Source organism: Paenibacillus sp. 7523-1 (assembly GCF_002276415.1).
Classification (GTDB): domain Bacteria; phylum Bacillota; class Bacilli; order Paenibacillales; family Paenibacillaceae; genus Paenibacillus; species Paenibacillus illinoisensis_A.
Window position 1 is genome coordinate 45161 of the sequence record NZ_NPBR01000017.1, and the last position, 13945, is coordinate 59105.

General features: G+C 50.4%; 12 protein-coding genes. 4 read left to right on the forward strand and 8 right to left on the reverse strand.

The window, feature by feature from the left end; all coding sequences use genetic code 11:
- Positions 1–36 precede the first annotated feature (36 nt).
- Positions 37–534 carry a hypothetical protein gene (locus tag CHH60_RS18730; protein ID WP_095360582.1) on the forward strand — a complete coding sequence of 166 codons (498 nt, stop codon included), beginning with the start codon at positions 37–39 and terminating at the stop codon, positions 532–534.
- Positions 535–586: 52 nt separating this feature from the next.
- A complete protein-coding gene (locus CHH60_RS18735; protein ID WP_095360583.1) occupies positions 587–1318 on the forward strand; it encodes an MBL fold metallo-hydrolase in 732 nt (243 codons plus the stop codon).
- A gap of 169 nt (positions 1319–1487) precedes the next feature.
- Here the strand turns inward: CHH60_RS18735 and CHH60_RS18740 are convergent, their stop codons facing one another.
- Entirely contained in the window at positions 1488–2690 is a 1203-nt protein-coding gene (locus tag CHH60_RS18740; RefSeq protein WP_095360584.1) for a PQQ-dependent sugar dehydrogenase, read from the reverse strand.
- A gap of 328 nt (positions 2691–3018) precedes the next feature.
- On the opposite strand from CHH60_RS18740, the gene CHH60_RS18745 reads away from it, so the two are divergent.
- Positions 3019–4107 carry a M24 family metallopeptidase gene (locus tag CHH60_RS18745; protein WP_095360585.1) on the forward strand — a complete coding sequence of 363 codons (1089 nt, stop codon included), beginning with the start codon at positions 3019–3021 and terminating at the stop codon, positions 4105–4107.
- A gap of 130 nt (positions 4108–4237) precedes the next feature.
- On the opposite strand, the gene CHH60_RS18750 is transcribed toward CHH60_RS18745, so the two are convergent.
- Both CHH60_RS18750 and CHH60_RS18755 read right to left on the reverse strand, forming a co-directional pair.
- Entirely contained in the window at positions 4238–4921 is a 684-nt protein-coding gene (locus CHH60_RS18750) for a queuosine precursor transporter (protein WP_095360586.1), read from the reverse strand.
- A 224-nt stretch (positions 4922–5145) separates the two neighbouring features.
- Positions 5146–6543 (reverse strand): L-cystine transporter, encoded by a 1398-nt coding sequence (locus CHH60_RS18755; protein ID WP_095360587.1) that lies wholly within the window; start codon positions 6541–6543, stop codon positions 5146–5148.
- Between the two features lie 335 nt (positions 6544–6878).
- Between CHH60_RS18755 and CHH60_RS18760 the strand changes: the two genes are divergently transcribed.
- Positions 6879–8579, forward strand: a complete 1701-nt coding sequence (locus CHH60_RS18760; RefSeq protein WP_095360588.1) for a methyl-accepting chemotaxis protein — start codon at positions 6879–6881, stop codon at positions 8577–8579.
- A gap of 177 nt (positions 8580–8756) precedes the next feature.
- On the opposite strand, the gene CHH60_RS18765 is transcribed toward CHH60_RS18760, so the two are convergent.
- From CHH60_RS18765 to CHH60_RS18785, 5 genes are all read right to left on the reverse strand, one after another.
- Entirely contained in the window at positions 8757–10319 is a 1563-nt protein-coding gene (locus CHH60_RS18765) for a cobyric acid synthase (protein ID WP_095360840.1), read from the reverse strand.
- 94 nt (positions 10320–10413) lie between these two features.
- A complete protein-coding gene (gene cobS / locus CHH60_RS18770; RefSeq protein WP_255248002.1) occupies positions 10414–11400 on the reverse strand; it encodes an adenosylcobinamide-GDP ribazoletransferase in 987 nt (328 codons plus the stop codon).
- Complete coding sequence (gene cobU / locus CHH60_RS18775; RefSeq protein ID WP_095360589.1) at positions 11397–11957, reverse strand: bifunctional adenosylcobinamide kinase/adenosylcobinamide-phosphate guanylyltransferase; 561 nt, start codon at positions 11955–11957, stop codon at positions 11397–11399. The genes cobS and cobU overlap by 4 nt, the downstream gene beginning before the upstream one ends.
- Positions 11954–13081 (reverse strand): nicotinate-nucleotide--dimethylbenzimidazole phosphoribosyltransferase, encoded by a 1128-nt coding sequence (cobT, locus tag CHH60_RS18780; protein ID WP_095360842.1) that lies wholly within the window; start codon positions 13079–13081, stop codon positions 11954–11956. Before cobT ends, cobU begins: the two co-directional genes overlap by 4 nt.
- A 48-nt stretch (positions 13082–13129) precedes the next feature.
- Positions 13130–13939, reverse strand: a complete 810-nt coding sequence (locus tag CHH60_RS18785; protein ID WP_095360843.1) for an ABC transporter ATP-binding protein — start codon at positions 13937–13939, stop codon at positions 13130–13132.
- Positions 13940–13945: the final 6 nt, after the last annotated feature.

Below are 13945 nucleotides of genomic sequence, written 5' to 3' on the forward strand. Positions count from 1 at the left end.
AAGTTATCACATCTTGGTTTCCATGGGAGGACAGGTATGCTGACCAAAGACGATTTTAAAAAAATCAAAAAAGAAGCAAAGCTTGAAATCGCGGCACTGGAACAAGAGTATCATCATATGGGACAGGAACTCGATTCACCGCAATGGGATCAGCGTAAACATCGAAGATATGCATCCCTTGTCATTGAATGCTGCTCCATTCTTGAACACATGTTAAAACAGCTGTATCAAAGCATCTATCAAAAAAAGTTTAATTCGACCGAGCTGATGAAAACTCCTGCTTACCGTGCAAGGTCCAATATGGGGATCATACAGGCCGAATTAAATAAACAACAGATCGCCCTGAAACCTGGGAAAGAAAACATGGAACATGCTCTTAGTCAGGTCTTCCAGGCGAGGAACAAGCTCATTCATGAGAACTTCTCCTTTGACTCCATCGTCAAGGAAGGCATGCGGGCTGAGGAAACCTTTGAAGCGATGCTGGATACGATCCAGAAGTACAGAAAACATTTAAAATATCTTCGTCCAGAATAAGCGCAAGCCATATCATCCAAAAGGAGGTGGACCGGACTCGATCCGGAAACCTATGAATCATCAGACAACAGATTTAACTGTGCTGCATCTCAATATCCCTACACCTTCGGGAAACAGCCCAATCTACCCGGTCATGCTGCGCGATGAGGACGGCATCACTCTCGTGGACACAGGCATGATTGGCCAATTCGCCGGTCTGGAAGCCGCACTGAATAAGGAAGGTGTACAGCTGGTAGATGTTAAACGCATCATTTTGACCCATCAGGACATTGACCATATTGGTAATCTGGGCGCCCTGCTGGATGCGATTCCCGGACTTGAGGTCTGGGCACATGCAGATGAGATTCCCTATATTAAAGGTGAAAAGCCATTGATCAAGTTCACGCCTGAACGTAGAGCCATGCTTCCCGCACCCGTGCTTGCCCAGGCCGATCAGCTTCTCTCCCAGCTGCCTGAGATCGAGATCAGCAGAGTATTGGAAGATGGGGACATGCTGCCGCTTCAAGGAGGAATTCAGGTCATCCATACACCTGGACATACCCCGGGGCATATCTGCCTGTACTTCCGTGAATCGGAATTCCTGCTGGCTGCCGACGAACTGCGTGTCGTGGATGATGAGCTAGTGGGACCTGCACCACCTGCAACACCGGACATGCCTGAAGCGCTGAGAAGTTTGAAAAGACTGACCGGCCTTAAACTGAACAAAGTGCTCTGTTACCATGGCGGCGAATACACAAATGAACCAAGCGAGTATATCGCCAAACTTGCAGAAAGCGCAGATTAATTGGCAGTATCCAACTGCTATGTGCTTCCATATATATTACAATCAAGGGGCTGTCCCAAAGTCATGAACTTGACGGGACGCCCCTTTTTCTATTTTAACGAACAGGATCCGGATTCTATTAGAAGCATGCTGAGCTCCACTTTTTGTAATGGAATCCCGATGCAGGCGCTTAACTCTCCGGTGTAAGCACAATGATGTGGTCGTCCCCATCCCTCGGAGTTCCTCGTCCGTCCCGATTGTTCGTCAGAATATATAACTTCCCGTCTTCTCCGGCAGTCACGTTACGAATGCGTCCCCACTCATCTTCAAAAATGGGCTCCACCTTCTCCACTTGTGTACCATCCTCGGACAGGGTAATATGCAGCAATTGTTCGCCTCTCAGGTTAGCCGCAAGCAGTGAACCCGCCCACGGTCCTTCCTCTATAAAAGCAATACCCGATGGTGCCCATGTCTCGTCACCACTGTGAGCAAGCGGAGCCAGGTAGGTACCATTGTCATCCTCGTCGCCTTCAACTTCAGGCCAGCCATAGTTCTCCCCTGCTTCAATCCGGTTAATCTCATCGTAGTTACGCTGACCGTGCTCGGTAGCATAGAGGTACTTATTATCCGGATTCCATGCAAGACCCTGGGCATTCCGGTGTCCCATGCTGTATACAGGGGAATTCGGCCACGGGTTATCTTCAGGGATCGATCCATCGAGACCAATCCGCAATATTTTGCCACCCAAGCTATCCTTGTCTTGTGCCAGTTCCGGTTCATAACGTTCACCAGTTGTAATGTAGAGCATGTTGTCCGGACCAATCTTAATACGGCCTCCATTATGATTCGTTCCGCCAGGGATCTTACCCAGCAGCTCCTTGTCGATCACGGCTTGATCCCCATTTACCTTCAAACGCAATACACGATTTGCGATCTCGTCTCCTTCAAGATAGGAATGGTAGGCGTACAGATAACCGTTATTCTCAAAGTCCGGATCTGCAGCCAGACCGAGCAAGCCCCCTTCTCCCTCTTCATTGAACGGAGCCTCAAACGCAATGACTGGTTCGGTTTGTAATTCTCCATCCTTAATGACCTGTATGGTTCCAGGACGCTCCGTAACAAACATCCGTCCGTCTGGCACGCTTATTAGTTCCCATGGTGCGTTCAGTCCAGTGGCCAGAACCGAAGCCTGATACGGGATAACCGCATTCTCCTGTCCTTCTTCCCCGGTACTCGCCTTGTCATTGCCTCCATTTGCTGTCTCTCCCTGACCTGTGCCTTGACCTTGAGACACCTGCTGCGATTCTGTGGAAGGATCGCCTGAAGCACAGGCCGTCAGCAGTGCCATACTTAACAGCGAAGCGTATAGCGGAACACTTACTCGGTTATTCATCATCTCATCTCCTTCTATTGATTTGAGTGTAGTTCGAATCTGCCAAATGCTGCTGCGATATGTTCAAGGATATTTATTCTCAGTATCTGTCCTATATCGGAATTCTACCGATATCTGTATTTGTACTGGGTTCTAGGTCGTTTATTTGTACCGTTATCGGTCAACCATTCTCAACGGCGTTTCGCCCTGTACTTACCCCTCTCTCTATTCGCCTAAACGGGAAATTGACCATAATAAATAAAGCCCTTCAGTCACTCCCCTTTGGTATTTTTCAATATTCTTCTATAATAGAAGGATAGAAAGAACTGAAAGGTGGAGCTATACACATATGAATCAAAGCCCTTTATCCCGTCTGGAAGCTGATCTGTCTGCGCAAGGATTGGATGCCATGCTGATTACAGATCCGAAACATATCTACTATTTAACTGGTTTTGCAAGCAACCCGCATGAACGTTTTCTCGGTCTTGTTCTCGCCCGTGGCGAGGAACCTTTACTGATTGTGCCTGCCCTGGATGCTGATGCTGCAGCAGCGGCCTCCTCCGTAACCAATATCGCAACTCATACGGATACCGATAATCCCTATGCATTGTTCCAACGTTATCAGGGACGTCTCGGCCGGATGGGCCTTGAAAAAGAATACGTCACCGTTGCGCGTTACGAGCAGCTGACAGCTGCCCTTGGTGCAGTCAACTTCGAGGATGTCGGTCCTCTGCTCCGCACACTGCGCGTCAAGAAGACACCGGACGAAGTAGCCCGCATCCGTCATGCCATTCATCTTATTGAAGAAACGCTGCGCCAGGGACTGTCTCATGTACGCACAGGCGTAACCGAGATTGAACTGGTTGCTGAGATGGAATATCAGATGAAGAAACTGGGTGCAGATGGTCCTTCCTTCGATACCATGGTGCTTACCGGACCCAAGACAGGGCTGCCGCATGGTACACCGGGTGAACGCAAACTGCAGCATGGCGACTTGCTGATGTTCGATATGGGCGTATACGCTGCAGGGTATGCATCTGATATTACGCGTACATTTGCTTTTGGTGACATTTCTCCTGAACTGAAAACCATCTACAATACCGTGCTTGCCGCAAATGAAGCTGCCATTCGCGCAGTTAAGCCAGGCGTGGCCTGTGCCGATATCGACCGTGCAGCACGTCAGGTGACGGAAGATGCCGGATACGGCGAACGCTTCATGCACCGTGTGGGTCATGGTCTCGGAATTGATGTGCACGAGTATCCTTCCCTACATGGACAGAATATGGATCTTCTGCAGGAAGGCACCGTATTCACGATTGAACCAGGCATCTATACCCCTGCAGGCGGAGTACGAATTGAGGACGATGTTCTTGTCACAGATACCGGAGTTGAAGTGCTGACTTCCTATCCAAAAGAACTGCAGATCCTGACAGACTAACCTTTAAGATATGCAATTAAAAATAACCCGCGAAACCATATCCTTATGGCTTGCGGGTTATTCTCGTTTTAAGACTTGTTACGTTGCTAACAACCATACTCGAATGAATACGGATGTAGACGAGATCGGATTAGACTTCATCCTTGATTTTAAAATTACGTGCTGCATATAGAAACGGCGTACCTACCGCAGTTAACACGAATTTGATAATGTACGTTGTCAGGAAGATTTCGAGCCAGACATCCCATGGATAGATAAACGCAAATGCAATCGTGCAGAATACCAGCGTATCCACAAAGGAACTGACGATCGAGCTGCCGTTCGTACGAATCCACAACTGATTGCGTCCAGGTGCCACCTTGCGCAGCATACTGAACAGTCGCACATCCAGGAATTGGCTGATGAAATACGCTGTCAGACTTCCGAGTGCCAGACGTGGCAGCAGTCCGAACAAGGTTTTCATCGACTCCTGCGCAAAGTCCGTCGGTGCCGGTTCGAAGAAGATGACCATCTGCATCAGTACTGTCGTCATGATTAGCGTGAAGAATCCGAACCATACGGCTTTCCGTGCTTCACCCGATCCATACTTCTCGTTGAGAAGGTCACTGGTCAGGTACATGCTGACATACATCGTATTGCCAAGCGTCAGTACAATCCCCATAATATCTATCGTTTTGGTCACCTGAATGTTGGCTATAACCGTAGCCACACCAATCCAGGCATACAGACCCTTTTTACCGAACAGTCGGTAACACAATAGGAAAAAACCATACGTTACGAGAACAAAAAGCGCTCCCCAACCCAAATTAAACATAAATACATACACTGCCTTCCTAGTTTTGATTACGCGGGATGGTTACGAACCGCGGTCTGGCCTGGGGCCAAAACATGAATACTCTATCACATTTCCGATCCATTGAACAGCACTAAATAACGACAATCTGCAATTATGTAAAAAAGCCGCGCTACGGGTAACCCGTAGAACGGCTAATTTTGGCTTATTGCTGCGCATAAGCCATCCAAGTTATGGAGTCCGGATTATACTTGAACAGCGGAATCCAGATCACGGCTTTGATCATTGAATGTATCCTGATCATTCTCTTTCAGGATTTTACTGGATACGAGACCAGCGGTCATCGAATCGTTCACGTTCAGTGCCGTACGACCCATGTCGATCAGCGGCTCAACCGAGATCAGCAGGCCTACCAGTGCAACCGGCAGATTCATCGTGGACAATACGATCAGGGAAGCGAAGGTTGCCCCGCCGCCTACACCGGCTACGCCGAAGGAACTGATCATGACCACCAGGATCAGGGTAATGATGAAGTCCCAGCTCATCGGATCGATCCCGACCGTAGGAGCAACCATGACCGCCAGCATGGCCGGATAGATCCCGGCACAGCCGTTTTGACCAATGGTCGCCCCGAAGCTTGCCGACAGGTTCGCAATCCCGTCCGATACGCCAAGCTTCTTCGTCTGTGTCTCCACGTTAAGCGGAATTGAAGCCGCACTTGAACGGGAAGTGAAGGCAAATACCAGCGTTGGCAGAACCTTCTTCACATACGTAATCGGATTGAAACCAAACAGTGCGATAATAATCAGGTGGATGATAAACATCACAATCAACGCAACATAGGATGCAATGACGAACTTGATCAGCTTCAGGATCTCTTCCGGATTCGTTGTCGCCGTTACTTTCGTGATGAGCGCCAGAATACCGTATGGCGTCAGCCTGAGCACCAAGGTTACAATCCGCATGACTACAGCATATACCGCATTGACCATGCCGCGGAACGTTTCCGCCTGCTGTGGCTTTTTGCGATCCAGTCCAAGTACAGCCACACCAATAAATGCCGAGAAGATAACGACAGCTAGGGTGGACGTGCGGCGTTCGCCGGTCATGTCTGCAAATGGATTCGAAGGAATGAATTCCAGCACCTGCTGTGGAATCGTCTGATCCTGTACATCAACGAGACGCTCCTCGACCTTCTGCACCTGTGCGAGCTCTCTGTCCCCGCCTTCGATCTCAATGGAAGTCAGGTTGAAGCTCAGACTTGTTACGATACTTACACTTGCCGCAATGGCAGTCGTTATAAGCAAAATCGCAATGATGGAGAAGCTCATTTTACCGAGGTTTTGCTTGCCTTTCAGATTCATGATGGCCGAAATAATGGAAACCATGATCAGAGGAATCACGACCATCTGTAACAATCGAACATATCCTGAACCGACAAGATTAAACCAGTCAACCGACTTGGCAACAATGTCAGAATTAGACGAGTATATCAGTTGAAGAATGACGCCATACACAACTCCGATTCCCAGACCCGCGAATACACGCTTGGTAAAGGAGATATGTTTCTTTTGCATCCAATACAGGACGCCTAGAAGAACAAGCATAATCACTACGTTCAGAATGACTAGAAAAGTATCCATCTTGTAAATCCTCCTCAGAATGTGCATACCGTTTGAACGGTTTTTTTCTATTCGCTTTATGCGACATTGAACAATATATCATATATCAAACTATTCTGGTAGGTATTAATTGATATTATGTAATATGCATGTAATACATTCATGAATTTCTGAAAAAAATTCACCGTTTAATGAAAATTCTTCTATTCAACCCCCGGTTAATTTTGTAATATAGGTATATCCGCTTATTCCCAAGTTTTCTCAACGTGAAAATTAGGCCTTTTTTCGTTGGTATATAGTCTTACGATACGGAAAAGCGACAAATGTTAATGAACATGACGTGAAAGGATGATCCTATGTTTCGTAATCGTACGGTTGCCGGCAAAATTAGAGGCACGCTGTTCCTCGTTCTACTGGTCGCTTCCCTGTTGTTTAGTATCAGTTTCTATGCTGTATCCATGAATATTATGCAGAGCTATGTGCTTCCACAGTTCGACAAGGTCCTGAACACGTCCATCCAGGATATATATAAGAACGTCTCCTCCTCCAAGATTTTGCAGGTGCAGAGTGGCGGTGCGGGTTCTGAAGGTGCCGCTCTGACGGTCGAATCCTATCTAGCTCAAAAAGCAAAAGAACATAACTTAGATGCAACCTACGTTGTATCCATCCAGGAAGGCAAAGCGACAGTTGTCATTGCTAACGCAGCCTCAGAAATGAAAACCGGAGATGAAATCAGCGTGCAATCCGCGATGAATACGGCCGCAGAGAGCAAAGAAATGGTCATCAGTGACGTTTATTCCGATTCCTTCGGCGTACATAAAGCAGCCTTTATTCCGATCGCAGGCAGCAACATGATCATGGCAGTAAGTATGGATGCCCAGTTCATTCAGGATAAAAACGTTCAGATCTTCTGGCTATGTCTGGGTATCACAGCACTCGTCTTCGTGCTCGGTTGGCTGATCTCTGCCAGCATGATCAAAAGAGTAACCAAACCGATCATCCAGCTTGTACAACACAGCAAACAGATTTCCCAAGGTGATCTGACCGCCGAGCTTCAAATCAAGGGCAAAGACGAAATTGCTCAGCTCGCCGCAAGCTTCCAAACGATGACCCACAATTTGAAGGAAATGATCAGCCGTGCACTGTCTACCTCCAATGAAGTGGTTCAAGGCTCCGATGATCTGTTAAGACGGGTCGAGTCCATGTCCGGTATGGTCAAAAACTCTAGCCGCTCTGCGGAAGACGCGGAGAAAGGCAGTGTGACCATTGCTTCAAGCGCTGCCGAGAATGCGAGAGCCATGGAAGAAATTACGCAGGGTATTATGCATATCGCTTCTTCTGCTGCTGAAGTATCGGAGCAGATTGGTGAAGCTGCAAATGAAGCCGTCAACGGTAACCGTCTCGCACAGGATGCTGTGCAGCAAATGGAACGTGTCGGCCAGACGGCAAACGAGTCACTGCGTTACGTGGAGACGATGAATGAACGTTCCGTAGCGATCGGCACGATTGTTACATCCATTTTTGAAATTACGAAACAGATCAACATGTTATCCCTTAATGCTTCCATTGAAGCAGCACGTGCCGGAGAGCATGGCCGGGGATTCGCTGTCGTAGCAGGTGAAGTCCGCAAGCTGGCGGAACAGTCCAAAACAGCCACGGAGGAAATCGCCGATTATCTCGGAACCATTCGCGAGGATGCGGAACGTTCGGTGAGTGCCATGAACCGGGTAACTCAGGAAATCGGGTCTGGTACCCATGTCGTTCAACAAGCGGGAACGGCCTTCCAGCAGCTGAACGAACTGATCCAGAACGTCAACCTGACCATCCAGACCGTCTCTGCTTCCACAGAGGAAGTCTCCGCAGGCGCAGAGGAAGTTAGTGCATCCGTTGAAGAGACCGCACAGATTACATCCAGATCACGCGAGAGCATGCAGCAGATTGCTTCAACCGCCGAGCATCAGCTCAGTGAGATGGATTCCCACTCGGGTACGGTTCGTCATCTGCATGAACAGGCCATGGAACTGCAGTCTGCGATGAAGAAATTCAAAATTAACTAAAATAACAATTCAGGTATAACATTAAACCATCATTCCCTTAGGTGAACCACAATTAAACCACAGACATGCAAATACCCCCATGTGTTCCAGCAGCCCGTTTCCGGGTACTGTGAATACACATGGGGGTGTTTTTTTATTAATAGGTTATAAATTGCTGATCATACACCAGCTTGCTATTCAATCATTAACAGTTGAAGCGGGATCTCGGTACTGGATTCCCATAATTTCATATACACGTTTCATGTCCAGGGCTGTGCGCAGAGACTCGGCCACCCGGTCGAATTCCATCTCCTTGCGTTCATGAGCACTATAGGTTTCCTGAAGCGGAGCGAGTCCTTTCCCTTGCCGAAGGCCGTTAAGCCAGGAGCGGCGGAACTGGTCACTTTCAAACAAACCATGCAAGTACGTTCCCCATACTTTGCCATCCGGGCTTCCCCAGCCTTCCTGAAAAGGCTGACCACCTGGATGTGCAATCTCAAACAGCGCAGTTACTTGCTTCGCATCATGGCATTCGGTCACGCCCATATGAATCTCGTACCCATTCACAGGCATGGAATCAACTGAATCTTGATCCCCATATAGACGAAGCGGATGCCGCTGCTGCACACGCCCCGAAGCTCTCACCGTCTGTTTATGTTCCAGAAAAGTGGTCGACAGCGGCAGCCATCCCAGACCCCGCGCCTCCTGAATCTGGTTCGCTTCCACTGCAAACGGATCTTTCAGATGCTGGCCCAGCATCTGATAACCACCGCATATGCCCACAAGCTGTACATGATCACGTTCGGTCTGACTCGCGATCGCTTGCTCGAGACCCGACTCTCTCAGGAATGCCAGATCACCAATCGTATCCTTCGTACCGGGAAGCAAAATCGCATCCGGCTGGCCCAGCTCTTCCGGGGCAGTCACATACCGTACATTGACATCCGGTTCACGGGACAGCGAGTCAAAGTCCGTAAAGTTGGAAATCCTCGGATAACGAATAACGGCAAGATCCAGCTCCCTTTTTCCTGATTTGCCATGACGCATGGAGTCAAGCACCACGGAATCCTCGGCTTCAATCTGAATATCTCTTATGTAAGGCAGTACGCCCAATACCGGAATGCCCGTTCGCTCTTCGAGCCAGTCGAGTCCAGGCTGCAGCAGGGACAGATCTCCCCGGAATTTGTTAATGATAAATCCTTTTACACGCTGGACCTCATGCGGTTCCAACAGCTCAAGTGTACCTACAATGGAAGCAAACACGCCTCCGCGATCAATGTCCGAGATCAGAATGACTGGCGAATCCGCCCAGCCTGCCAGATTCATATTGACAATGTCCCGGTCTTTCAAGTTAATCTCGGCCGGACTGCCTGCGCCTTCCATCAATACAATATCATAGGTTTCCCGCAGCCGATTCAGCGCTTCCATAACTGTCTGCTTCGCTTCCGGCAGGAAATGCTGACGATAGTCCGAAGCACTCATCTGGGCAAAAGGTACACCGTGCACCACGATCTGCGAGTGCATATCCCGCACGGGCTTGATCAATATCGGGTTCATATCCGTTGTTGCTTCAATGCCGCATGCTTCTGCCTGTGCTCCCTGCGCTCGGCCAATCTCCTTGCCATCTTCGGTTACATAGGAGTTGAGCGCCATATTTTGTGATTTAAACGGGGCCGGTCTGAAGCCATCCTGCTTGAATATCCGGCATAATGCCGTAGTAATAACACTCTTCCCCACATCCGATGCCGTACCTTGCAGCATCAATACCGCCGCTTGTCCTACAGGCGTATCCCCCACGTTCCAATCACCTCAGCTCTCAGCGTTATGCTCCACATTACTCATTTCCGTTCGTTCCCTATATCAAAAATAATCCCTGCAGCAGACTTAACACCGTCAGCAGAGCGGCTTCCAGCAGCTCATTCATCGCACCATATGTATCTCCAGTAAGTCCGCCTAACCTCTCGCTGATGCGTCCGGCAACGAACTTGCCGATAAGATACGCCGCCAGCGGTACCAAAATGGCAGCTGCAATAGGATACAGCCACCAAGGTAATGTCCCAAGGCCCCTATCCATCGCCAGCATTTCTACCATACTGCTGCCAGGCTGAAAGATCCACACCGCGGCAAGTGTAATGACAGCCGCCAGGATGGTCAGTCCAACTGCGGCGCTTCGTGCCCGCTGGACTTCTTTTCGTTCACCAAGGCCCTTGAACAGGACAGCAAGTCCATCGTCCCCCCTGGCATTCGGCCAAGCCGAAATGGCATATACCATGAACCAGCGGCTCCAGATCATGGGCAGAATCAGCAGTGCTCCATACATCCAGTTACCACGTGCGATAAAATCAGCAATTAAGGCTGCTTTCATCATGAGCAGCAGCACGCAGGCAATCACGCCCATGGCTCCAACGCGGCTGTCTTTCATAATCTCCAGCATTCGCTCACGGGTACGATAGCTGAGCAGGCCATCCGCTGTGTCCATCCAGCCATCCAGATGAAGTCCCCCCGTAAGCCATACCCATAGGGTCAGGGTCAATACGGCCGCCGGGAACGATGGCAGCAGTGCACCTGTAAGCGCGCCACCAATCCAGACACTTAAACCAATGGCTGCACCGACCAGCGGATAATAGACTACACTTTCCCGCAGCAGTGGCGGAACGAAGTCAATCTGCATTTTCACCGGGAAACGGGACAAAAATTGAAAAGCGGCCGCAGCCGCATGTTTTTGATCCAGTCTGTTTACATACTCCGCACCCTGAGCAGGCCCCTCGTTTACCTGATTCAGGTGGTCTTCACTGGTCATTTCCTCACGATTATGCGGGCTGTTGTTACCGTCATGGCTCATAAGCGATACTCCTTGCTCTTCAGCTCCATCGCAATCCCTACCGTTACCAGAAATACTTCGCGGCAGATGGCAGCGACTCGCTGATTCAATATGCCCGCCAGATCCCGGAACCTTCTGCCAAGCGCATACTCTGGTACGATGCCATCGCCCACTTCATTCGTAACCAAGACTAGCAGCCCGGGATAGGACTCAATGGCAGTTACCAGCGCATTCATATGATCCAGAACAACCTGCTCAGGTTCTTGCTCATGGGTAAGCAGGACGTTCGTCAACCAGAGCGTCAGGCAATCCACCAAAATGGTCGGAGCTGACGATCCTGTATGCGATTCCCCCATTCTTGTAATGAGTTCTGGCAGTGCCAAGGGTTCCTCCACGGTATGCCACAGGTACCCCACTTTATCCCGCTGATTCTGATGCAGACGTATCCGTTCACGCATCTCGTCATCATACGCCTGTGCGGTTGCGACATACCAGGCCTCGGAGGAACGCTGCATGCAGAGACGCTCAGCAAAGGAACTTTTGCCGCTCCTTGCCCCGCCCGTTACAAGTACACTCATGGAGATACCTCTCCCCGAACCGTCGAAGCAGCTGTCGATGACTCATCCGCGCGCACATTCTCATTCGAGCTTCCCGATACACCAGCGCTTGCAAATGTGGCCATCTCATTCAGAATACGGCAAGCCGCATCGATTAGATGAAGACTGAGCACACCACCTGTTCCCTCACCCAGCCGCATGTCCAGATCCAGCATCGGTTTGAGGCCAAGTTCGCGCAGAAGCGCAGCATGTCCACTTTCATGCGAGGTATGGGAAGCAATCATATATTCCACACTGACCGGAGCAAGCTGTCTCGCAATCAGTGCCGCTGCAGTGGAGATAAACCCATCCACCACCACAGGGCAGCCATGAGCTGCCGCTGCAAGGATGACACCTGTCAGTCCGGCAATTTCCAATCCGCCCACTTTACCTAGCACATCCAGGGCATCGTCTGCATCCGGTGCATTCACACTAAGTGCCCGGCTGACTACAGCAGCTTTGCGCTGCAAACCTGCGTCATCCATCCCTGTTCCCCGACCAACCGCAGATGCGGGTGCCGTTCCGGTTAAAGCACACATGACTGCAGCACTCGCCGTAGTATTTCCGATACCCATTTCACCGGTGACAAATAACCGGGTTCCCTTGGCGACTTCAGTCGCCACGACCTCGGCTCCGGCAAGAATCGCCTGGATCGCTTCATCACGGCTCATGGCTGGGCCCTGCGCCATGTTGGCTGTACCTTTGCGTACTTTGCGGGAGACCAGGTCAGGGTGCTCCAGATCGGCATTCACGCCAATGTCCACACAGATGACATCTGCCCCTGCATGGCGCGCCAGAACGTTGACGGCCGCTCCTCCTGCCAGAAAATTATGAACCATCTGCGGCGTTACCTCTGCCGGGAACGCACTGATGCCTTCGGCAACGACGCCGTGATCGGCAGCCATTACGATGACGGCCCTGCGATCCAGACAAGGGCGAGCCTCGCCGGTTATCCCCGCAAGTCGAATAACCAGCTGTTCCAGTTTGCCGAGACTTCCCGGCGGTTTCGTTAATGAATCCACATGTGCCGAGGCTTCCGCCGCCACTTCTTCATTAGGACCCACGATCCGATCGATTAACTGTTCCAACGTCTGTTCATTATTCATACCGCCAGCACTTCCTTCATCAAAATATAGGGTCTCCCCGCTTTTCATTCACTCGTGTTCTCGCCGCAGCAGCAATTGCGGCAATCCAGTATCGGGATGATTGACCATGGCCGGGTTCACCCGGAAGATATCCCGAATGTTCTCTTCCGTCATCAGCGAATGGGGTGTTCCACTGCTTACGCACATGCCCTCGCGCAGAGCGAGAATCTGATCGCAGAATTGCGCAGCGAGGTTCAGATCGTGCAGCACAGCCACAATGGTAATCTTGTTTTTTTGCCGCCAGGAGGATAACAGCTCCATGAATTGCAATTGATATCGGATATCAAGAAATGTGGTTGGCTCATCCAGCAATAATAATTGGGGCTCCTGAGCCATGACTTTGGCGAGCGCCACCCGCTGCCTCTGCCCTCCACTGAGTGCATCGAGCGGCCTGTCGGCCATTTCGGTTAGACCCAGTTCTTCCAGTACCCGGTCCACCACGGCCGCTCCATCCGCCGACTCCCTGCCTAGCCAATTCTGATAAGGATAACGTCCCATCTCCACCACATCTCGGACGGGATACGAGATGGCAGGCAGGCCATCTTGCTGCAGCACCGCAATCATGCGGGACAGATCTTTGCGAGTGTATGAGGTAATCTCCCGCCCTGCAATCCGAATGCTGCCTGCGCCAGGCTGTTCGGTTCCTGCAATGAGCTGGAGCAGCGTTGATTTCCCGCTTCCGTTTGGACCAACGACACCCCACCATTCGCCTTCTGTGACACGCCAGTCCACGTTATGCAGTGCCCGGTGCTCTCCATACATTTTGCCTGCTCCAGCAACTTCAATCAGTGGATCGTTTGAGGTAACGCTTGTACCCATGTTTGT

Coding starts and splice junctions, on each gene's coding strand:
- cobS (WP_255248002.1), bottom strand. CDS start 11,400: ATGAGCCATGACGGTAACAACAGCCCGCATAATCGTGAGGAAATGACC.
- cobU (WP_095360589.1), bottom strand. CDS start 11,957: ATGAGTGTACTTGTAACGGGCGGGGCAAGGAGCGGCAAAAGTTCCTTT.
- CHH60_RS18730 (WP_095360582.1), top strand. CDS start 37: ATGCTGACCAAAGACGATTTTAAAAAAATCAAAAAAGAAGCAAAGCTT.
- CHH60_RS18785 (WP_095360843.1), bottom strand. CDS start 13,939: ATGGGTACAAGCGTTACCTCAAACGATCCACTGATTGAAGTTGCTGGA.
- cobT (WP_095360842.1), bottom strand. CDS start 13,081: ATGAATAATGAACAGACGTTGGAACAGTTAATCGATCGGATCGTGGGT.
- CHH60_RS18760 (WP_095360588.1), top strand. CDS start 6,879: ATGTTTCGTAATCGTACGGTTGCCGGCAAAATTAGAGGCACGCTGTTC.
- CHH60_RS18735 (WP_095360583.1), top strand. CDS start 587: ATGAATCATCAGACAACAGATTTAACTGTGCTGCATCTCAATATCCCT.
- CHH60_RS18765 (WP_095360840.1), bottom strand. CDS start 10,319: ATGCTGCAAGGTACGGCATCGGATGTGGGGAAGAGTGTTATTACTACG.
- CHH60_RS18750 (WP_095360586.1), bottom strand. CDS start 4,921: ATGTTTAATTTGGGTTGGGGAGCGCTTTTTGTTCTCGTAACGTATGGT.
- CHH60_RS18755 (WP_095360587.1), bottom strand. CDS start 6,543: ATGGATACTTTTCTAGTCATTCTGAACGTAGTGATTATGCTTGTTCTT.
- CHH60_RS18745 (WP_095360585.1), top strand. CDS start 3,019: ATGAATCAAAGCCCTTTATCCCGTCTGGAAGCTGATCTGTCTGCGCAA.
- CHH60_RS18740 (WP_095360584.1), bottom strand. CDS start 2,690: ATGAATAACCGAGTAAGTGTTCCGCTATACGCTTCGCTGTTAAGTATG.